We start from the raw sequence: 22,256 nt of genomic DNA, 5'->3' as shown, positions 1-22,256 counted from the left end.
AAAAGCGATCAGTGAATAGTTTATTGATTGGCTTCTTGTTGTTGATAGAGGTAGTAATAGCGACCTCTGAGAGCCATTAGTTCGTCGTGGGTTCCTTGTTCAACCACCGAGCCTGAATCCATCATTAGGATAACGTCTGCGCTTCTGATGGTGCCTAAGCGGTGGGTGATGAAGAAAACCGTGCGATCGTTAAAGCTATTTAACAGGTTTAAACAAACCTGCTGTTCGGTGGCGTAGTCCAAAGCACTAGTGGCTTCGTCTAAGACCAACACTTGGGGATTTTGTAGTACAGATCGAGCGATGGCAATTCTTTGCCGTTGTCCCCCGGATAGAGCCGAGCCTCTTTCTCCTACATTGGTATTGTAACCATTGGGGAGGGTCATAATGAATTCGTGGGCCGCTGCTACGGTGGCTGCTTCGATAATCTCTTCTGTGGTGGCATCGGGGTTAGTCAGGGCGATATTATCCTGTACAGATCCCTCGAATAACAGGGTTTCTTGGGGAACCACACCTACTTGACGACGTAGGGAATATAATTCCACTTTAGAAATATCGTAACCGTCGATTAAAATGCGTCCGGCTTCTGGTTCGTATAGCCGTGAGATCAGTTTTGTGAGGGTACTTTTCCCTGCACCACTGCCTCCTACCACAGCGATAAAGGTACCAGATGGGAACTCAATGTTGATATTTTTGAGTTGCAACGGACCGTGTTGTTTGAACCGGAAGGATACGTTTTCGTATTTAACTGCCCCTTGAATGGCTGGCATGGGGATATTAGTGCGATCCTGTTCCGCTTCTTGGGGGGTATCCACAATATCCGCTAACCGTTCTAAGGATAGGGCGGTTTCCTGGAAATTTTGCCACAGTTGGGTCAGTCGTAAGATGGGGGAGGTAACGTAACTGGCGATGATACGGAAAGCGATCAACTGTCCTAAACTGAGTTCTTGTTGCAATACTAAATAAGCCCCAACCCACAGCACCAATAACCCGGAAAGTTTATTGAGAAAGCCACTGGTGGAACTGGCTAGGGTGGAGGTAATCACGGTATTGAAGCCGGCTGATACATAACGGGCGTATTTTTCTTGCCACTGCCAACGGGACCGCAGTTCGATGTTTTGAGCTTTGACAGTTTGTATCCCCGACATCACCTCTACGAGATAGGACTGGGTTTGAGCGTTTCTTTCTGCTTTGGCCCTTAGTTGACGGCGAATGGTGGGGGAGAAAACTAAGGTCATGGCGACGAAAACCGGCACAATGCCCAAAGCCACCAGGGTTAACAGGGGACTATATACCACCATCACCGCGATGTAAACCACGGAAAATACTGCGTCTAAGACCACTGTTAGAGCGGTTCCTGTCAAAAATTGCCGAATGTTCTCTAATTCGTTAACCCTTGTGGAGATTTCTCCTACTGGCCTCTTTTCAAAATACCGTAAGGGCAACCGCAACAGGTGGTCGATAATTTCTGAGCCTAAACTCATATCGATGCGGTTGGTGGTATCTACAAATAGATAGGTTCGCAGGGTGGTTAACACCGCTTCAAAAACGGCAATGATTAGGAGAAAGGTCCCTAATACTTGTAAGGTATCCGCACTATTCTGCACAATTACCTTATCGATGATTACCTGAATCATCAAGGGGTTGGCTAGACCGAATAGTTGGACAAAAAACGAAGCAACGAAAACTTCTATTAGTACTCGGCGATATTGTTTTAGTGCTGGAATAAACCAACTCAAACAAAATCGCTGTTGAGGGGTGTCTTTTGTGGGTTGTAGTAATAAAACTTCTCCTGTTTCTCCCCACTGCTCTAGAAACTCCCGAGGAGTGCGACGCAAGATTCCTAGTTCTGGTACTGCCACTACTACTTCTTTGTCGCTGACATCGTATAGGATGGTCAAACTATCCTGCCACATAATTAGGGCGGGGGTTTTCAGTTGGGTGAAAGAAGAAGCAGGAATTTTAATTAATTGGGCATTTAGTCCCATTAATTCCGTAATCGCTCCGCACAGGGGTAAGGAGAGGGTTCCTGTTCGTTGCAGTTGTTGAGCCAAAATGCGACGGATGACATCCCGACGATAAGGCATCCCAAAATATTGACTGAGCATCTGGAAACAGGCTGATCCAACTCCTAACGGGGTTTTTCCCTAGATAAAGGGATAGGATTTTTGCCTTTTTTGTTTGGGAGATGGCTCCGGAGCAGGGGGAACTCCCACTACTTCTACGTCCGCGTAGGGAATTTGCTCTTCCTGTTTATCTACGGTAATTGCACTGGACTCTTGGGTCAAGTTCGGCTGGGTTTGGCTTGGAATGCTTCCTAAATCCAACAGAGGCAAAATAACAATTCTCGCCGCGCGAGTGCCGTTAACCACAACGGATGTTTGACCATTGTTTGAGTTTAAACGGCTACCTACGGGAAAATTTTCGATGTTTCCCCCACTCACTAACCAGAGTTGTTGTTGATGCTCAGGGGGAAGATTATGGGTTCCTGGGGCTAAATAATGAACCTGGGCATCTTCTAGAAGATCCTCGGCTAAGGTTTTAATCTGGATGTCTCCTTGTGCCTCCTGTGCCAGAAGGGTTCCCAATAAATCGTAGAGTTCGCTGAGGGTACACTGGTCCTGAAATTGCTCTTTTAGCCGAGGATGTTTTTCTAATAGGCTCCAAAAGTCTTCTTGTTTTAAGGCTAAACCTACTGCCTCTGTGGAGGCGATTACGGTTTCGCAGGGAACCCCCCGTATCAGATTAACGTCACCTACTATTGAGCCTGATGTTAGCCGTTTTAGGGTATTGGGCATCTGGGTTCGAGGATCATACCCTAATAGCCTTCCCTGTCCTTCTATGAGGATAGTAACGTAGGATGACAACTTCCCCCGCATCAAAATCACCTGACCCATACGATAACGCCAAATTTGACATTGGTCTGCTATCTGAGTAATCACAGTTTCAGAGAGTTGATCGAATGGGTCTATGTGACGAAGAAAGTCTTTTATGTCAGTTGTTGTATGAGTCATAATGCTCAAATCTAGTTGAGATGTTCTGATTAATGTTTTTAGTCTCTAGTATTAGCAGTATTTTGCTTTGCTTGGATAGTCATGGCAGCTTACACTAGATTGTAGTTGACAACTATTCTTAATGGTATAAGTTTTTGAGCCTGACTAAGGGTTTCTACTGCCAATGAGGGAGAGATTAGCAAAGGTAAACCCAAGAATTCACGTCAACAAAAAAGGTTGAGCTTTTCTTCTGATGAACTCAACCTCTCTTTTATTTTAATGTTCTTTGTTGTGGATTAGAAGGAAAACCTTTACAAACCAATCCTAAAGCCTAATCTTCGTGGTCTTCAAAGGGATCACTTAACTGAGCCGCTGGAGGACCAAAGGCGGTATAAATTGCATAGGCTGTGATGCCAAACACAATCGAGCCTATAGCGATACTTAAAACTGTTGCAGGTTCCATAGAATTTCTTAAACATGATTATCGATTATATGAATATTATAGTTAAGAATCGTAATATTATGGTGCAGATTTTTTCCCTCTTCAGTACCAACTACAGAAAATAAAACAATTTATACCTGTATTGGGTTACTTTAATAGATATAGTCAAAACCAAGTTGTATGTCCTCTGTTATCCACGTCGCTTTACCTCACACCAATTATGATATAGTCATTTCTCCTAACTGTTTAGAAGATTTGGGAAACCATCTGCTTTCACTCCGTTTAGGTCAAAAAATCCTGATAGTTTCCAATCCAGAAATTTTTAACTACTACGGAGAAACTGTTATAAACTCTTTAAACAAAGCCGGGTTTGAGGTTTTTTCCCATTTAATACCACCAGGAGAGACTCATAAAACCCTAAACAGCATTTCTCAAGTTTACGATATCGCTTTAGAACATCGTTTAGAACGCTCATCAACCTTATTAGCATTAGGAGGTGGGGTCATAGGAGATATGACAGGTTTCGCCGCAGCAACTTGGTTGAGAGGGATTAATTTTGTGCAAGTTCCTACCTCTCTATTAGCTATGGTAGATGCTTCTATTGGAGGTAAAACAGGGGTCAATCATCCTCGGGGAAAAAATTTAATTGGTGCTTTTTATCAACCCCGTTTAGTGTTTATTGACCCGATGGTATTAACCACATTACCTACCAGGGAATGGAGAGCAGGAATGGCAGAAGTAATCAAATACGGGATTATTTGGGATCAAGACTTATTCGAGCAGTTAGAAGCAGAAAAAAATTTAGACAGTTTAGACAATCTAAATTTAGAAATTGCTCAAAAAATTATTACTAAATCCTGTCAAGCAAAAGTTGATGTAGTTAGTCAAGACGAAAAAGAAGCAGGAATTAGGGCTATACTAAATTACGGTCATACCATCGGCCATGCTGTAGAAAGTTTAACCGGTTATAGCCAGATAAATCATGGAGAAGCAGTGGCTATCGGAATGGTAGCAGCAGGAAAAATAGCCGTTAAACTAGGAATGTGGGAAGAAAATAAGACTCAAAGGCAAAACAATATTATTGAACAAGCGGCTCTACCATTGACTATTGACAATAGTTTAAAATCTCAAGAAATTATCCAGAGTTTGCAGTTAGATAAAAAAGTAAAAGCAGGAAAAGTAAGATTTATATTACCCACAGATATTGGTCAAGTAGAAATTAGTGATAATGTTCCCTCCGAGATTATTACTACGGTATTAGAAGAAATCCATACTAAATGATAATTGATTAACAAAGTATGTTAAAATTTAACAAAGATAAAATGGGAAAGAACGCTAGGACGACTAGGATAGATAAAAGAAGTAACAAAATTTCAAGATAAGACCTATAATTGAGTCAAGTTGATTCATAGGTTGCTGTCCTAAAGTTGTAAAAACTAGCATCAGACAAGCTTTCTCAGCGAACGACCAATCCGCGAATATAAACAACATTTTTGATCCAATCTTCAAGGCCATGATTCAGTCGCAATCCCGAGACCATACAATCATCAGTAAGCGTTCCTCAGAAATTTACGCCGCACCTCAAAATGTCGTGCCAATGGTAGTAGAGCAGTCTGGCGTAGGGGAAAGAGCTTTTGACATTTACTCCAGGCTACTACGGGAGAGGATCGTTTTCATGGGAGAACCGGTGACCGATCAAGTAGCGGACTCCATCGTAGCCCAACTTTTGTTTTTGGATGCAGAAGACCCTGAAAAAGACATTCAACTATACATAAACTCTCCTGGAGGTTCGGTGTATGCGGGGTTAGCGATTTACGACACCATGCAGCAAATCCGCCCCGATGTGGTTACTATCTGCTTTGGTTTAGCCGCCAGCATGGGTGCCTTTCTCCTCTCAGGAGGAACAAAAGGGAAACGTATGGCATTGCCCAGCTCCCGCATAATGATACATCAACCCCTTGGTGGGGCGCAGGGTCAGGCCGTGGAAATAGAAATCCAAGCCAAGGAAATTCTATATATAAAAAAGCGACTTAACGATATGCTAGCTGAGCATACGGGACAGCCCTTCGACACGATTTCAGCCGATACTGAACGAGACTTTTTTATGTCAGCCCAAGAAGCAGTGGATTATGGTTTGATTGATAAAGTCATTTCTCGGTCAGATTTATCCGATCCCACTGTTCCTGTAACCTCACTCAACTAAACCAAGCGCTTATGTCTAAATACGACTCCCACCTAAAATGTTCATTTTGTGGAAAATCCCAGGAGCAAGTACGAAAGCTAATCGCTGGCCCGGGAGTCTACATCTGCGATGAATGCGTGGAACTCTGTAACGAGATTCTAGACGAGGAACTCATGGGAACATCGGGAGAAATTACGAACAATCCTGAAAGTACCCATCCTCCCAAACGTCGTTCTTCAAAAAATGGGACTTCCCTCAAAGAACTACCGAAACCCATAGAAATTAAAAACTATCTTGACGAGTATGTTATCGGTCAAGATGAGGCTAAAAAAGTTCTTTCTGTGGCCGTTTATAACCACTATAAGCGTCTAAGTTTAGTTCAAGGAAAAAAAGCAGACCCAGACCAAGACAGTATCGAACTACAAAAATCGAATATTTTGCTTATGGGCCCGACGGGTTCAGGAAAAACCCTTCTTGCTCAAACTCTAGCACAAGTTTTAGAAGTTCCCTTTGCTGTAGCTGATGCCACCACTTTAACAGAAGCTGGTTATGTAGGGGAAGACGTAGAAAATATACTTTTGAGGTTGTTACAGGTAGCAGATCTCGATGTGGAAGAGGCACAGAGGGGGATTATTTACATCGACGAAATCGACAAAATTGCCCGTAAAAGCGAGAACCCTTCCATTACTCGGGACGTATCGGGGGAGGGAGTTCAACAAGCTCTGCTAAAAATGTTGGAAGGAACTGTAGCCAATGTACCCCCCCAAGGAGGTCGTAAACATCCCTACCAAGATTGTATTCAAATTGACACCAGCAACATTCTCTTTATTTGCGGTGGAGCTTTTGTGGGTTTAGACCGAGTAATCGAACAACGCATCGGTAAAAAATCTATGGGTTTTGTTCGTCCAGGGGAGGGGCAATCTAAAGAAAAACGGGCAGCAGACCTAATGCAGCGAGTAGAACCGGATGATTTAGTCAAATTTGGCATGATTCCTGAATTTGTAGGAAGAATTCCCGTCATGGCTGCTTTAAACCCCTTAACGGAAGAAACTCTTATTGCCATATTGACTGAGCCTCGCAATGCTTTAGTCAAGCAATACCAGAAGCTATTGAACATGGATAATGTAGAACTAGAGTTCTCATTGGAGGCGGTTAAAGCGATCGCACAAGAAGCATATCGGAGGAAAACCGGAGCTAGAGCTTTGCGGGGGATTGTGGAAGAATTGATGTTAGATGTAATGTACGAGCTACCATCTCGTAAAGACGTACAGAAATGTATGATCACCAAGGATATGGTAGAAAAACGTTCAACCTCTGAGTTGCTAGTACATCCGTCTTCTCTGGTAACTCCTGAGTCAGCGTGACATCCTTCCCAACTGACTGCAAGCAGTATAGTTGGGGCTTCCCACCTCGCATCGGAGATATTTCTGCCCACAGAGGTAAACCCCTACGCCAGTTATCTAGGTTCATCACCCCCGACATCTCGACAAGGGGCTGTCTCTGGAGGTGTCCTCCAGAGCTTGTACGCCCCGTTTGACAGACGGTTTCCTTTTCCCTGAGTCCCAGGGTTGTAGTTTCTATTCCCCGATTACAAATTTCCTGGGCTGCTGCCATGTCACGGTCAACAAAGTTATCAACTCCGTAACCGCATTCATGACAATGATGGAACCTGTCAGCTAGGGTTTTTCTAACTTCTGCACGACAATTAGGACAAGTTTGGCTGGTTCCCCGATGGTCAACCACACCAAAATACTTCCCTCTTACTTTGCAAACATATTTCAAAATATCCCTAAATTGTCCAAAACCTGCATCAAGGGTATGCTTTCCAAGAAAGCCCTTAGCCATTGTGCGAAAGTCAATATCTTCCATAAAGATACTGTCTCCCATATCACAGACTTTATGAGCTAACTTGAATTGGTAATCTTTACGCTTGAAAGCAATATGATTATGTTGCCTTTCTACTTTCCTTCTGGCTTTTTCGTAGTTATTAGAACGTTTCTGCTTTCTACTTAAGCGATGTTGCAGTAATTTCAACTTGCGGTATTCACTCTTGAAGAATTTACGCCCTTTTTCTACATAAGAATCTGATGTAGCAAGATAACTATTTAACCCTACATCTAATCCTAACGGATGCCCAAAAGGTGTCTCAATCTCAGGTAAAGTTATGTCAGATTGAATGCTGATTATAGCAAACCACCCCTTGGCTTTTTTGATAACTCTTACCTGTTTAATGACAAAGCCATTAGGAATTGGACGATGAAGATTTATCTCAACCTTACCCAATTTAGGTAACTTTATCTGACACCCCGTCAAGGGGTTGTCTCTAAACTGAGGAAACAATAAAGACTTCATCTGCCCATATTTCTTGAACTGAGGAAAGCCAAACCCTCTATTACGAAAAAAGTCCCAAGCATCATGTAATCTTCTGACATTTGTTTGCAAAACTTGGCTTGGAACTATAGATAACTCAGGATATACTTTTTTAGCCTTTGGTAATTGATTTTGTTGTTGATGATAACTTGGGAAAGGATAACTTGCCGCCATAATATATTCTGACTCCAAACTACATCTATCTACTAGGCACTTACGACTAGAAATCCAATCCTTCAACTCACGCAAAGCATAGTTATATGAACGGCGACAAATTTCTAGCCATTCAGATAACATTGCCTCTTGTTTATTGTCAGGGTAAATTCTGTATGTGTAGTTTAGTGTTAGAGTCATAGCCTTAGTTTAGCATAAAATTGCTAAAATGGTAACACAAATCATCTAAGCAAGGTTGTGCTTTGCACGTTAATATATTGGTCAAAATTCATCCCCATCTAAAATTTGGGTATTCTTTTAGAATTTATAGATGGGGACTTCTTTTGACATCCCTGTTAAAACCTATACCTTGAGAATTCCACTGGCCTCCATTAAGGAGGTCAAAAGCTCATTAGTCCGTTTCGATGTTATTCCAGAGAAGTTGTTTTTGAGACGAGAATTTAAGCCTCGCCTCAAAAGTCTTTCACTCTTAGTGTCTAGTGGGATGATAATACGTGTATTGAGAAGGAAGATTTAACCCTTGTAACTTGAGATTTTGTAGTCGATATAAATACGTTGCTCCTTTCATAATGTGAGTAGCAACATCAACCACTCGGCGATTTTCAGGTAATTCTAAATAGGAACCACGAACCCACTCGTTAAAAGATCCCATTGCCGGTCCACACCAAATTTGATAATCCATTTTTCGTTGTTCATCCCCAATAGTAGACCAACGGGAAGACAAGCCTAAATACCAACGAAAAATCAAAGCCATTTTCCGTTTAGGATTATTACTTGCCCGTTGGATTTGTTCAGGATCTCGCTGTTGAAAATAAGCAACAGTTTCTTCCCAAACAGTGTCTAAATTTTTACGAAAAATCTGCTTTTCTAGGGGTTGGCGAATATTAGCAGGAATCATCTCTATTCCCTCGTAGTTTTTGTAGAGATCGTATAATTTTTGCGCTCTCATGGGGAATAAACTACCCCGTTTTAATAATTGCACCTTAACCCCCATTTCAAACATATCTGCACAAGGAGCCATGACCACATCAGCCATATCAGCTTGAGCCAATAACTGCTTGGTGTGACTGGAGGTTCCTGCTTCGATACAACTGTGATTTACAGAACCCGTGACAATATAACTCGCCCCCATAATAAAGGCTGCTAGAGCTGCCTCGGGAGTACCAATACCACCAGCAGCCCCTACCCTCACAGGACGCTCATAGTGGTACTTTCGCTGAATCTGATCCCGTAAAGCGATAATGGAAGGAAGGAGACAAACGAGGGAACGATTATCCGTATGACCACCAGAATCAGCTTCAACGGTAATGTCATCCGCTAAAGGAACTTTTTGGGCTAAAGTCGCTTGTAGTGGGGTAATTTCTCCATTTTCTACCAAAGCGTTGAGTATTTTAATGGGAGCAGGTTGTAGGAACTTACGGGCAACTTCAGAACGGGAAATCTTGGCCATAACCTTGTTATGGGTTTGTATGTTGCCTTGAGAGTCTAATTCTAAACCAGCAGCCCGATAGCGAACGATGTGGGGGGTTAAATCCATGTATGCGGAGGCTTCTACGGTTCTTACCCCATGTTTGAGGTAAAGGTTTACTGCCCTTTGTTCTAGGGCTTCCTCGGAGGGGCTGTGGATTAAATTGAAGGCGTATGGGCCTGTGGGTAAGGCCGTTTGAATGGTGTTAATGGCTTGTTCCACACGTTGGGGAACCAAACCTGCTGAGCCAAAACTGGCTAAAAACCCTGCTTTTCCTAAAGAAATAACCAATTCTTCCGAGGCAATACCCCCAGCCATAGCCCCGGCTGCGTAGGCATAGTTGACCCCGTGAAACTCACAAAAACGGCGATCGCCCAATTGTTCGGGTAATAAGGGGTTCACCATCATTTGTGGAGGAAGATTATCCACCCGTTGATGGGATAAACCTATTTTGTTGTTGTCAAGAAAAACATAACAAGGTTGACTTAGATTCAACAATTTTGCTTTGATTCCTTCGGGATCGTAAGCGATCGCTTATGACGGGTTTTGGAGAAGGGGAAGGTTAGAAATGTTTGTGGTTGTTTGCTGATTCATTTTCAATTTTTACCGATGTTGTAAGGAATAACAGAGGCAGTTTTAAGCTTCTAATAAGGAAATAGCAATGTCTTTAATTTCGTAGATTCTTAAGTCTTCTTTCCAGAGACTAGCATCGCCGATAATTGTGATGCGATCGCTTTCTTGCTTGATTTGAGAAATATGAACTTCTAAGGACATAAAGCGATTTTCTGGGGTGATTTGTCCTCGATATTTCCAGGTTATTTCATGATTAATAGCTTGTCCAAATCGAGGATTTTTGAAGCATTTTCCTAGGTCTAATTCTAGAGCATAAGTTTGCATTCCTTGGAGAATTGCTTCTACTCCTAAAGCCCCTGGCATAACAGGATCTTGATAGAAATGATAGGAAAAATACCAGTCTTGGGGGGTAATTGTTTTTGTTGCGTATAGATAACCTTGTTGATAGTTTCCTCCCTTTTCTATGATGTATACTTCATCGAGAAAATCTAGATGATTTTCAGAGAGACGATAATGTGGTTTTTGGGGATTAATTTGATAGTATTTCGCTTTCGATTTGGATTCTTTTAGGAAGATTTGCTTTAAGTTTAGACCCGATAATTGGTTATTTTGATACCAAGGTTTGAGGCATTTTCCTCCATCTAATCCTACCTGGTTGGCTAATACTTGAGTGCTAAAATCACCAAAGACCATACTACCTCGATAGAAAGGTTCTCCCTCGCAGGATAATTCAAACTCGAATTTCTGAATAATTGCCCCTTTTATTGCTGTAGTGGAAATAAGTTTAACGTGATCGGTAATGGTCTTATTTCTGAGATCAATTTCTTTAAGAACGATTCCCTGTCCATCCAAGTTACGAAAGTGAAGATCATCGTCAGGGGATAATAAAGTTGCCCCCATATAAACCCCTTGAAAAATACAAGGTTGACCAGCGATTTCGATATAAGTACAGTAGGGTAAAGTTGGGTAAGAATTGTGTTCAAAGAACCAAGCTTTTTCTGCTACATCGAATTCTGTTACGATCAAAGAAGGTTTATTGAGTTCGTGACGATTTCCTTCGATATCTAATACCCGAGTAACTAATTGAAATTCTCCATTAGGTAAGCGAACCGATTGACGATTTTCATAGATATCGAATTCTGAACCTAAACAAGCAGCGACGGAACCTTTAGCAAATTCTTTGAGTTGTTTCTCGTTAAATAAAACAGACTTTTGATTTTGACTAACTGGGTTCTTTTTGAGGTTGACAGACTTTTCCAGGAGTTGAACACCAATATTTTTAATAGTAGCAATAGTTTTTCCGCCGAAAATAACAGCTACATTAGCGATAATATAGGGTTGAGGAGATAAGCCAATTTCTAGTACCTCCATCTGATACATTAAAGTTCCGAATTGGGGAACCACTTGACCACGGAAACGTGCCGCTTGAGTTTTGCCTGGGATAATTTGAAAACGGGCATCTTTGGTTTTAGTTTGTAACCCTAAAAATAGGCTATATAAATGCACCAATTGAATGCTTCCCTCGATCATTAAATTTCCAGGCAGGGTGGGATCGTTACGGAAATGACACTTATAATACCAATCGTCCGGAGTGATTTGTTTTGAAGCGATCGCCGAACCTAAACCATGTATTCCTCCTTGGGGATCGATGATCATTACTTCGTCTAACATGACAAGTTTTTCGGGAGGTAATCTCAGGGAAGGATTGAGTCCATTTTGACCATAGTTTTCTCCAAAACAACTAGTAATATCCCCTCTACTCAAGGCTAAAATATCAGCTTTATCAAAGCTATTTTTTTGACAATTTAACAGGGGAATAAATTGTTGTTTTTGTGTTTTATTGCCTTCTTTTTCAGACTCAACAATGCCTTGTCCTTCTGCTAGTTCTTCGTCTGAGAAAATACCAGCGCAGCCATTCTCCAGTTTTAACCAAACTTTATCATCTATTAAACCTTCTCCTTGGAAGAAGACTAATAAACTATTTTCGGTTTTGACAGAAGAAGTAATTTTGACCCGACACTTCAAACTTTCTAGATTTTCTGGTTGTTCAAAGAGGAAAGTTGCCGATAAATCTAATAAGCGGAAAGAACGCTTACCTAAGCTTTCAAAATCTGTTCCTAAATAGCTTAGTAACATCAGTAAACCGTGGCCAGCTTCTTTACAAATACCGACAGTTAACTGACCATCGATAGCGTACCAAGCATCTTTGGGAATATCGTATTCTGTTTCAACTAACCCTGATCCATATTTTCCTAGTGTTCCTTCTAATTGTGTAACCCGACTAACAAAAAGAAAAGGAGGAGATGGCATTCTCACCCGTCGAGAACATTGATCAATGGCTTGATAATCTTTGCCAAAAACCTTAGATACTTTACCTTCAACGAATTCTAAAACTTCTGTTTCGTTGTATAAACAAGGTTGGCTAATTTTCTGGGAAGAGGTAACAGTTATCTCGGCTTCTTTTTCGGTTTGTAAGGAATCAATATTAGAAGCTTTTGCTTGATTTTCTAATGAGTCTCCAAGATATAAAGGAGATAAGTCAACATCTACTCCGTGACTGACCAATTGAGCTAACATTTTAATAATGCTTGCTAAATCATTAGCCCCGCGACGGTTGATGCATAAAGCAAGGTGATCCCTTTCTTGAAGGGTTTCTGAGATCCAACGGGAACAACTTCCCCCCGATCCCAACTCTAAGAAAATTCTTGCCCCGTCGTCATAAGTACGATTAACTAAACGAGGAAAATCTAATTGTTGACACACCCCTTGACTCAAATGATGGGCGATGGCTTGCTGTTCTAGAGGAATAGGTTCATAATTAGCAGAAGAGTAAAACACCGTTTCTGGCATGGTTCCTAACGGTACGGTGTTAAGTTGCATAAACTCGGCATACTCTGACTGCATCGCTTCGCAATGCAACACCATATCCGACGGCGATCTAAAGCTATCGCATCCTAGGCGATCGATCACCCGTAAACACCCTTGAGTATCTCCTGCAATGACCACTTCTTGGGGGGTGTTGATATGAGTCAAATAAACCCTTTTTTCCCCTTGTAAACACTCTTTTACCCGTTCCGGGGTAGTCATCAAAACACGACTACTCCAAGAGGTTTCTCCTGTTTGTTGCCAATAGTCGGAGATGACTTGTTTTTCCCCCATTAAACGGCTACGAAATAGGGGAGAAGAGTGAACAAAACCGCTTCCTTGATCTGCATTAGGCCAAACTCCTAACGCATACATCATGGTACTTTCTCCCATGCTATAACCAAAAGATATCTCCGGTTTAACACGGAAATATTCTTGCATGATCTCTGTAAACAAGACTGCAAAACCGGTTCCTGTTTCTAGGAGAGATAAGGGGTTGGCCAGGAAGTTAGTTTCGAGGGTTTCTAAGTCTTGTTTTGATAGCTGAGACTGACTTCTAGGATAGAGGTATTTAGCTTGAAAAAACCTTCCTGGATCGCTAATAAATGTATTCATGCGATCCCATAGTTTAGGAAAGAGTTGAAAAAGATTTCTTCCCATACCTAAATAAGAATTAAAAGCCCCTGGATAAACAAAAGCAATTTTTCCTTTTTGACCTAATGGTTTAGGAGTAAAGTAACTTCCTTTGGGACTTTTCCATTGTTTTCCTTGAGTGAAGGCTTTTTCAATCCCTTTTTTAGCCTGTTTTATTTCTTTTTGTAATGTTTCTTTTTTGTCCCCAACAATAGTGACAACATAAGGAAAACGAGAATGTTGAAATTGATTAAAATTTTCTTTGGCAACCTGGGGCAAAGATAAACCATATTCTATGGTTTCATTCAAGCTATCTAGTTGTTTCTGCAACGCACTAAGATCCTCTCCAGCGAGAGGAAAAAGATAAAAAGAAGCATGGGGTAAATGAGAGTGATGATTCGGTTTTAAAGAAGTTGCTTCGGATAAGGTGATGTGTCCATAAGTTCCATTTTTACCGACTATATTAATAGCAGCATGGCGTTTCTTTTGTCCATTTTCTAAGAACCAAGGAGAAGAAACTTTAGGGAGATAAAGTGAACTGTTTTCCCAAAGTAATGGAAATTCAATTTCTTGTTGAGGGGTCGGCGGAAGATAGCGATGATACAAGCATAAACTAGTTTTAATTAAACTAATTAAACCTTCTGTAATACCCAAATTATTTGTGGTTCCTTGGATACTTCCCACAGCACAACTCAGTCCGTGTTTTTCTAAGGTGTAAACTTGAGCTAAGCCTTGAACTTCGTAATGTTTATCTTCTTGAAGACAACCGTGAGAAATTTCTAAATAGCCAATATCCTTCGGTTTAAGATTAGCGTGATTTAAGGCTACTTGACAACTTTCTTTAATATCAGCAGACGAGGGTTCTATAGTATCTGAAATCTTAGTAAATGATTCAATAGTTGTATAAATATGGTTATTGTTAGTTTGTGCCTGATCATAATTCTTAAGGACGATCGCTCCACCATTGTTCTGACTAGAGGAAAAAGCCCCATTAACTGAACTAATAACAACTGTATCAACTTCGTTGGCAACTAATAAAATTTCAGCTATTTCTAAAGTTTTTAGGAAAGTGTCGCTACTATTATCCAGAAAAAATGGCATAATTGAACAGCCGAAAGAATTAGATAGCTGGTCAATTAAACCCTGGAAACTATCATTATTTTTACTTTCAATTGACTGACCATTGGTGACAATTAAAGCAACTTTTTCATCTGGTTGAGCGAACGAATCTTGTAACGATTGATGGCAAAGTTTAGACAAAATAGACCAGGAGTCCTTAACTGACTCCTCCGAACTATCCGTTCTTAAACCTTGATAAATAAAAGCGGAAAATTGCTCAGTATTTAATAATTTATCTAAATAAATATCCAAGCCAACAACAGCAAGTTTAGAAGGTAGCATAAAGACTCCAAAAATAATGCTTGAGTATCTTCAAGAAATAGTAACTAACTCGTATCCAAGTAAAAATTTAGAATTTCGTCATCCATTCTCATACTTCGGCTATTCCTAACACCAAAGGAATATTTTGAGTTGGAAATTGTTGTTATGACGATGAATGGTGCTTACAAACAGATTGTATCATTAGACGCGACCGTATTATTCAAGAACAAAGAATTAAGACGGTTACTCGGAGTAACTTGCATTCGATTAGCTTCGAGATATACTTGTCCTTGAGGATTATAAGCGATCGCACTAGCAACTACTTTAGTTGTACTGTGTTCATCGATAGACATTTTAATGAAAAAGTCTTGATTAAAAGGAAGAGAATTAAACTGTTTTAGACTGAGAAGATTGAGGGGTAAACTCCCTGAATTATAAACTTTTCTGACCCAAATCAACAAACATTGAAAGAGCATATCTGCTGTGTAAGGATTGAAAGATTGAGTAAAAAATTGACCCTGATCTATAATAGAAATATTGGACAAGTTACAAGTAAATAAAGCTTGTTGATCATCCAATTCTAAAATTTCTTTTATTCCTTGAAATCTTGGCTTATGAAAGAGAGTCCCATCCTCATAAGGACGTAAATCAAGAGAAGTTTGAGGAATATTCATCCCTTCAAAGCTCACTGTTTGAGTCGTTTTTAAATCTTTAGCAAGCTTAATAACTGTACGATAGTGATATAGAGGGATTCCTTTCGGAGTTTCACTCCATATTAAACATTCAAAGGTAATTTCTTCTTCAGATTTTTCTACTTCAGTTAAATCCAAACAATAGAGATTAGCTAATTCTTTATCAAAAATAATTCCCTTGAGAACTTTATAGTTATCACAGGTAGAAAAACGATAACCAGGATGTAACTGTTCACAACTATTTGCGATCCACGCTAAAGCGCACATAGCGGGTAAAACTGCATTACCACCGATAACATGATCGTAAACAAAAGGATTGCTAGTTAGGGTTAAACGACGATATAAACGATAACTATTTTTCTCAGTAGTGACAATTTTTGCCGCAGGAGAAATCGGCTTACTCATGATAATAATTTGAGCAGCATTTGATTGAGTTTGTGCCAATTCTTCTGCCAACATTTGCGCACCAACTTGTTGAGGGATTACCTTAATATTTTGCTGTTCAAATAACTCCTTGAGTTGAGGAGTAACCATTCCCCCATCCCAGGGACCCCAACCAATAGAAACTACCTTACAATGGGGATGTTGTTGGCGAAGTAAATAAGCATATTTGTTAAGAATTTCATTAGCCAAAGAATAGTCAGATTGACCAGCATTGCCATAAAAAGAAACAAAAGAAGAAAATAAAACAATAAACTTTAACTCAGGAATATCGATGTTAGTTAACAAACTATTGAAACCTTCGACCTTAACGTCATAAACCCGATAAAAATCCTGTTCTGTTTTATTTTCGATGAATTTATCCGCTAAAGTTCCTGCACCATGAATGATTCCTGTTACTTTTCCTAATCTCTCTATAATTGGTTTTAAAGAAGTTTTCAAAGCTAAGCTGTCAGTAATATCCACACTGCAATACTCTGCTTTTTCAATTTCAGATAGAGTGTGATGAACCTCTCTACTTTGACATAACTGTTTATAAATTTTTTGTACTTTAATAGGAGTTGGCTTATCTTTTTGAGCGATTAAATGTTGCATAATACGCTTCTTTAAATCAGCTTCAATTGTACAACCTTGACTCCATTCTGGTTCGGTTTCCAAAATTTCAGAACGACCCAGTAAAATAAACTTACAGCCATACTGTTGAGCTAAATAAATGATACATTGGGCAGTAATTCCTCTACCACCTCCACTAACAAGAACAACAGAGTGGGAATTGATTATATTATTAGTAACCATGATGAAAATGAGTTAATTAATAGTGTTCATTGATGAAAAAAAGAGTCTTAGAACGCCAATAATATCTCGAAATAAGAAATGTTTTAGGGAGTTTAGTTAAGAGACTTTTCCTAAACTCCCTAGTAATTAAATAGTTAAAGGAGCTAACTCACAATCTAGAGTAAACCGACCTTTAGATGTATAACCCACTTCTTGTATAAGACTATTAGGATCGTGCAACTCTCCTAAGAGAATTTGGGTTGCTGTTCTTTCATCCAAATCAGGACTAATATCAATAGAACGACAGAACACAGAAGGCCACTCCAAATTTAAGGTTTTAGTTAATCCAAATAATCCCCCACCGATGGCACTGTATTCGTAGTTACCACCGAGGCCAAACTCTCCATCTAAACGAGCCAAGGTTAGAAAACAACTGCGTCCTTGATTAGCTGCTCGGCTTAAGGAAGATTTCAAATGTTTAGCTAGTAAAAACACCTGTTTAAGAATCGCCTTATTAGGATTAATTCTTGTATGTCCCTGATGAGGAAGGGTATGGTGGAGAGGGTGTAAATGAATGAAAGTACCGATCAGTCCGTAGGTTTCCATAATTTTACTCAATGTCTCTTGTAAATGTTCTTCACTGAGATGAGTTAAAGTAAAATGTTGAACCGTTGACGGAAGAGAGGGACGAGAAGGAACTAAAAAGTCAGGGAAGCTGAGAACCCCTACCTGCCATCCTTGATCAATTAAACATTGAGCGATGTGAGTGGTGGTAGCAGAACCATCATCGGTCAGGAGACAGGTTTTACAAGAATTGGCGGAAAAATCCCAAAAATCTGTAGCAGGTAGAGGAACTAACTTCATTTGATAACGCCCAATATTGCCATGATATCGAACTTTTGGCTCTGGTTCCCCTAAGCTATTTTTTTTTCTGCGGTTGTCATTTGCTCTTGCAAATATTGAACAATCTGCGCTAAAGTCCGCTGCTCCCCTAACGCTTCGGGGCTAACTTTGGGTAATTGAGGGAAAGATTCGAGGAGAGTTCCCATAATTTCTACCCGCTTAATGGAGTCAATGCCTAAATCAGCCTCTAAATCCATGTCTAATTCCAACATTTCTGTAGGATAACCAGTTTTGTCGCTAACCACTTCTAACAACGCTTCGCTCAAACCATTATCTTCAACTGTTTCGGAAGAAGATTCTTCAGCAACGGTTTGGGTTGGTACCGGGTCAAGATTACTAGGTTCTAAATAGTTGGCAATGGAAGAGATATGAGTAGGTTCTGCTTGGGGTTCGGGAGCCACAGGAGCAGGTTGAGGGGTTTCTACTACGGGAACTTGAGGAGCCACAGGAGCAGGTTGAGGGGTTTCTACTACGGGAACTTGAGGAGCCACAGGAGCAGGTTGAGGGGTCTCTACCACGGGAACTTGAGGAGCCACAGGAGCAGGTTGAGGGGTCTCTACCACGGGAACTTGAGGAGCCACAGGAGCAGGTTGAGGGGTTTCTACTACGGGAACTTGAGGAGCTTGAGGCATTTCCTCCAGAGGGGTTCCTGGTTCAACTTGTTGTTGAAGTAAATTTAAGAACGCTTGGAAGTTCTCAGTTTGACCCTTGAGGTACTCTTCCTGAACTTTGAAAGTACCCTGTTGATACTGATGGAATTGTTGGAAAAGTTGGCTAATGAGAGCAAGAGCAGAGTTATTCATGGCGACAATTTGATCCTCAGAAATGACGATTTGATAATTAGATTGAGAATTAGTAAATGGACTAACTTCAGGGGTGATAAGGTTATCTTCATCACCTTGTAAGTTCGGTGCTTCATCAGTGGAGGTAACCACTAAAGACTGAACCGTTTGGGGTTGTTCGACGGAAACTGGTTCCAACACCTCCCTAGGAGATGGCTCTGGTGAGACAGACTCAAAAGCAGATGCCATAGTAGCCTGTGTTTTTGGACTAACGTAGTTGGTAGCATTCAACTGAATAGCCATTCCCTTGCGTTTGCGTGCAGGAGCATTAGGTTTAATCGAAGAATGCTCCAGATCCTTCAAGTCCAAACCCATAACCCGAAGCTGCATAACCCCTTGACTCAGTTGGACATCGCTATCTTTTTGTCGAGAAGGGTTGAGCGCAACCGCAATATGAGGGCGATCGCCAAGAGTTTGCTTAACTAGATTGGTTAAAATTTGCCGTGGTCCAATTTCCACAAAACAATATCCCCCCTGAGTGTAGAGATTTTCGATTTCTTGGACAAATTGAACCGCGTTGAGCATATGAGCTTCTAGTAGGGTTCGCATGGCCGAAGCATCTTTAGGGTAAGGGTTTCCAGTCATGTTGGCATAGACAGGAATTTTGGGGGGGTTAAAGGTCACTTTGTTCAGTGCATCGGCAAAAGGCTGACTTGCATGGAGAACAAAAGGTGTGTGAAAAGCCGCAGACACCGATAATGGGGTGACTTTATAGCCTTGTTTGCTCAAAACCTTTTCGAGGGTAGCAATTTCTGGTTTAGATCCAGAAAGAACTACTTGTTCAGGGGTGTTGTAGTTAGCTACCTGGACTTTACCTATCCCCTTGATCAATTGTTCTAGATTAGCCACATTGCCCCTCACGGCTAACATGGCTCCTCCATCGCAATCATCCTTATCTGAAGGGGTTGCCATAGCCTCGCCCCTAGCTTTGATTAGAGAATAATAATCCTCTTCACTTATCACTCCGCCAGCCCATAAGGCAGTTAATTCTCCGAAGCTATGACCGGCAACAAAGTCAGCTTGGAAACCTGCCTGTTGTAAGGTTTTGTATAGTCCTACGCTAAAGGCTCCGATGGCAGGTTGAGCGTTTTCTGTTTGTTGTAGGGAATGGTTTTGTTGTTGTTTTTTTGCTTCGCTAAAAGCTGAAATGGGGAATACTACTTCCGATAAGGGAGGACGGCTATCTTTAACCATCAGGTCATCGAGGGCTTTATAAGCTCCTTGCATCTCTGGTAAATTGAGAGCGATTTCTCGACCCATATTTAGGTATTGGGAGCCTTGTCCCGGAAATAGAGCCACTACCCTTCCTTTGAGGGATAATCCCATTTTGCGGTAATAAATACCCAGGGGATGTTCCCAGGATTCGCTTTCTGGTTGGGCTACAATTTGTTTGAGGGCTGCTTTGAGTAGTTTTTTCCCTTCTTCTAAGGAACTGGCGACAAAGCCTACTCGGGCTGCTTGCTGAGGAATTTTCTCTAATTTACTTTTGTTTTGTAAATCGTTGTAGTGTCGCTCGGCTTCTTTTGACTCGAGTTGCTCTAGATGATTTTGACAAATTTCCTTCAATTGTTGAGGATTATCAGCCCATAAGATAATAGACTGGGGTCGCTGATGGATGCGATCGCCTGTTTGACTACTATTAGGGTTGTATTCTTCGAGAACTACATGATAGTCGGTTCCCCCAAAACCAAAGGAACTAACTCCCGCTCGTCTTGGGGTATCTCCTCTCCGTAACCAAGGACGAGTTTCTGTGTTGAGGTAAAAAGCTGACTCTTCTATTTCAAATTTAGGATTGGGTTCGGTGATGTTAATGGTTGCTGGTAGGACTTTATGGTGTAGAGCTAAGGTGGCTTTAATTAAACTGGCAGCACCGGCAGCTGCTTTTGTATGACCAATTTGAGATTTGACACTCCCTAAAGCAATTTTTTGTTTTTCTGCTTTATTTTCGGTTAAAACCTGATTCAAGGCTGTAAATTCACAAAAATCTCCAGCAGGGGTTCCCGTTCCGTGGGCTTCTACTAACCCTAAAGTAGTGGGAGAAAATCCTGCTTCCCCATAAGCCCGTCGTAAGGCTCGAGCTTGCCCTTCTGGACGAGGTGCGTAAATACTTTTATAGCGGCCATCACTGGCGGTTCCAATTCCTTTTACAACTGCATAGATGCGATCGCCATCTCGTTCTGCGTCTGCAAGACGCTTGATCACCAACATTCCTAGTCCTTCTCCCACCATCATGCCGTCGGAGGTGGCATCAAAGGGGTTAAGATGGTCTTTTTTGGAAAAAGCAGGGGTTTTACTAAAGCACATATAGTTGAGGATGGAGTTGTCTGTATCAAACCCCCCTGTTAACATCATGTCGCATCTACCTTCGATCAGTTCGCTCACTGCCATTTTTAAAGCACTCAGAGAACTGGCACAGGCTGCGTCAACCACACAGTTGGTTCCCCCTAAATCGAAACGGTTGGTAATCCTTCCTGCGACTACATTGGGTAACATTCCAGGAAAGGAGTTTTCTTGCCAAGGTACATAGGCCGCCTTCATTTTTTCGATGATGGTGTCTATTTGTTCTTGGGATAATCCACTACTTTTGAGTATTTTTTCCCAGAGAGGATATTGTAAACGACTGGTCAAAGGGGTAATACTTTTCCAAAGTCCACTACCGCCTAAAATTACTCCAGTGGTTTCTCGGTTGAAGTTTTTATCTTTGCCATATCCTGCATCTTCTAAAGCTTGTTTTGCCATCACTAATGAAAGCAAATTAGCCGAATCAAGGGCTTCTAATGTATCGGGAGGTAAACCAAATTCTATGGGATCAAAATCTATTTTGGGTAAAAATCCACCCCATTTAGCATAGGTTTTATCAGGAGTTTTAGGGTCAGGATCGTAGTAGTCTTCGATTTTCCAAGCAGTTTCTGGTACTTCTGTAATTCCGTTGACTTTGCCGAGAATATTTTCCCAGTATTCTTGTAGGTTTTTGGCTTTAGCAAATAATGCTGACATTCCAATAATGGCAATGGGTGTTTTTTGCAAAGCCGACGTTTTTGGAGTTAATGATTGAGTCGTCATATCAAATTATTGTCAGAAAATAAGGAATACATAACAACTGTTTAGTAGATATTAAGAGTTAGGAGAATTTTTAGTTTTAGTTAATTTTTGAACATCAATTTAAGATAAAATCAAAGGGCATAGAGAAATAAACTGTCAATATTTCACCGGGTGTTGGTTATTTTATTGACAGATAAATAAAATCCCGTAATGTCCAATGAACTCAGTTTACCCTAAAAAAAAATATCTAAAATGGATTATTTACTAGATTAAATAGATAATTTTTGTTTTTTTGATTGTTGTCAAATAGTTGTTCTTTTTGGATAACTCTTACTTTTAAAATGCGTTGTATATAAAAAACAATTCCAATGAAAAGTTTAGTCTTTATAAGTTTTTTGAGCAATGGATTATCAATAGAAAATCATGGATGATTTTGAAGCTTCTCAAAAAGTCTGGGGGGACTCGCCGAAAGTTAGGGGACAAAG

The 22,256-nt window shown here is 40.7% G+C and carries 10 protein-coding genes and 1 pseudogene; 3 read left to right on the top strand and 8 right to left on the bottom strand.

The window, feature by feature from the left end; all coding sequences use genetic code 11:
* Window positions 1-20: 20 nt before the first annotated feature.
* Window positions 21-3,011 (bottom strand): annotated as a pseudogene (locus P9B04_RS12945) (peptidase domain-containing ABC transporter).
* A 310-nt stretch (window positions 3,012-3,321) separates the two neighbouring features.
* Window positions 3,322-3,453 carry a photosystem II reaction center protein PsbN gene (psbN, locus tag P9B04_RS12940; RefSeq protein WP_342055405.1) on the bottom strand — a complete coding sequence of 44 codons (132 nt, stop codon included), beginning with the start codon at window positions 3,451-3,453 and terminating at the stop codon, window positions 3,322-3,324.
* A 159-nt stretch (window positions 3,454-3,612) separates the two neighbouring features.
* Here psbN and aroB point away from each other — a divergent pair, with 159 nt between their 5' ends.
* From aroB to clpX, 3 genes are all read left to right on the top strand, one after another.
* Entirely contained in the window at window positions 3,613-4,713 is a 1,101-nt protein-coding gene (gene aroB, locus P9B04_RS12935) for a 3-dehydroquinate synthase (RefSeq protein WP_342055404.1), read from the top strand.
* Window positions 4,714-4,945: 232 nt separating this feature from the next.
* Entirely contained in the window at window positions 4,946-5,635 is a 690-nt protein-coding gene (gene clpP, locus P9B04_RS12930) for an ATP-dependent Clp endopeptidase proteolytic subunit ClpP (RefSeq protein WP_342055403.1), read from the top strand.
* An 11-nt stretch (window positions 5,636-5,646) separates the two neighbouring features.
* A complete protein-coding gene (clpX, locus tag P9B04_RS12925) occupies window positions 5,647-6,978 on the top strand; it encodes an ATP-dependent protease ATP-binding subunit ClpX (RefSeq protein WP_342055402.1) in 1,332 nt (443 codons plus the stop codon).
* On the opposite strand, the gene P9B04_RS12920 is transcribed toward clpX, so the two are convergent.
* The 6 genes from P9B04_RS12920 to P9B04_RS12895 all read right to left on the bottom strand — a co-directional run bounded on the left by P9B04_RS12920 (window position 6,896) and on the right by P9B04_RS12895 (window position 21,792).
* Window positions 6,896-8,338, bottom strand: coding sequence for an RNA-guided endonuclease InsQ/TnpB family protein (locus tag P9B04_RS12920; protein WP_342055401.1), 1,443 nt, complete (start codon window positions 8,336-8,338; stop codon window positions 6,896-6,898). The genes clpX and P9B04_RS12920 overlap by 83 nt on opposite strands.
* A gap of 289 nt (window positions 8,339-8,627) precedes the next feature.
* A complete protein-coding gene (locus tag P9B04_RS12915; RefSeq protein ID WP_342055414.1) occupies window positions 8,628-10,157 on the bottom strand; it encodes a PfaD family polyunsaturated fatty acid/polyketide biosynthesis protein in 1,530 nt (509 codons plus the stop codon).
* Between the two features lie 105 nt (window positions 10,158-10,262).
* Entirely contained in the window at window positions 10,263-15,098 is a 4,836-nt protein-coding gene (locus P9B04_RS12910; protein WP_342055400.1) for a PfaB family protein, read from the bottom strand.
* Window positions 15,099-15,259: 161 nt separating this feature from the next.
* Complete coding sequence (locus P9B04_RS12905; protein WP_342055399.1) at window positions 15,260-17,005, bottom strand: SDR family NAD(P)-dependent oxidoreductase; 1,746 nt, start codon at window positions 17,003-17,005, stop codon at window positions 15,260-15,262.
* A gap of 126 nt (window positions 17,006-17,131) precedes the next feature.
* On the bottom strand, window positions 17,132-17,848 hold the full coding sequence (locus P9B04_RS12900; protein ID WP_342055398.1) for a hypothetical protein: 717 nt from the start codon (window positions 17,846-17,848) through the stop codon (window positions 17,132-17,134).
* Between the two features lie 50 nt (window positions 17,849-17,898).
* The gene (locus P9B04_RS12895) at window positions 17,899-21,792 is read right to left on the bottom strand and encodes a beta-ketoacyl synthase N-terminal-like domain-containing protein (RefSeq protein WP_342055397.1); all 3,894 of its coding nucleotides are present in this window, start codon (window positions 21,790-21,792) and stop codon (window positions 17,899-17,901) included.
* Window positions 21,793-22,256 lie beyond the last annotated feature (464 nt).

This window comes from Crocosphaera sp. Alani8 (genome assembly GCF_038442745.1).
GTDB lineage: Bacteria > Cyanobacteriota > Cyanobacteriia > Cyanobacteriales > Microcystaceae > Crocosphaera.
The sequence above is the reverse complement of the archived record's forward strand: the minus strand, read 5'-3'. Positions and strand labels throughout refer to the sequence as shown.

Bases quoted from the DNA above. Each gene is read 5' to 3' on its own strand.
- psbN (WP_342055405.1), bottom strand. From the start codon at position 3,453: ATGGAACCTGCAACAGTTTTAAGTATCGCTATAGGCTCGATTGTGTTT.
- aroB (WP_342055404.1), top strand. From the start codon at position 3,613: ATGTCCTCTGTTATCCACGTCGCTTTACCTCACACCAATTATGATATA.
- clpP (WP_342055403.1), top strand. From the start codon at position 4,946: ATGATTCAGTCGCAATCCCGAGACCATACAATCATCAGTAAGCGTTCC.
- clpX (WP_342055402.1), top strand. From the start codon at position 5,647: ATGTCTAAATACGACTCCCACCTAAAATGTTCATTTTGTGGAAAATCC.
- P9B04_RS12920 (WP_342055401.1), bottom strand. From the start codon at position 8,338: ATGACTCTAACACTAAACTACACATACAGAATTTACCCTGACAATAAA.
- P9B04_RS12910 (WP_342055400.1), bottom strand. From the start codon at position 15,098: ATGCTACCTTCTAAACTTGCTGTTGTTGGCTTGGATATTTATTTAGAT.
- P9B04_RS12905 (WP_342055399.1), bottom strand. From the start codon at position 17,005: ATGGTTACTAATAATATAATCAATTCCCACTCTGTTGTTCTTGTTAGT.
- P9B04_RS12900 (WP_342055398.1), bottom strand. From the start codon at position 17,848: ATGAAGTTAGTTCCTCTACCTGCTACAGATTTTTGGGATTTTTCCGCC.
- P9B04_RS12895 (WP_342055397.1), bottom strand. From the start codon at position 21,792: ATGACGACTCAATCATTAACTCCAAAAACGTCGGCTTTGCAAAAAACA.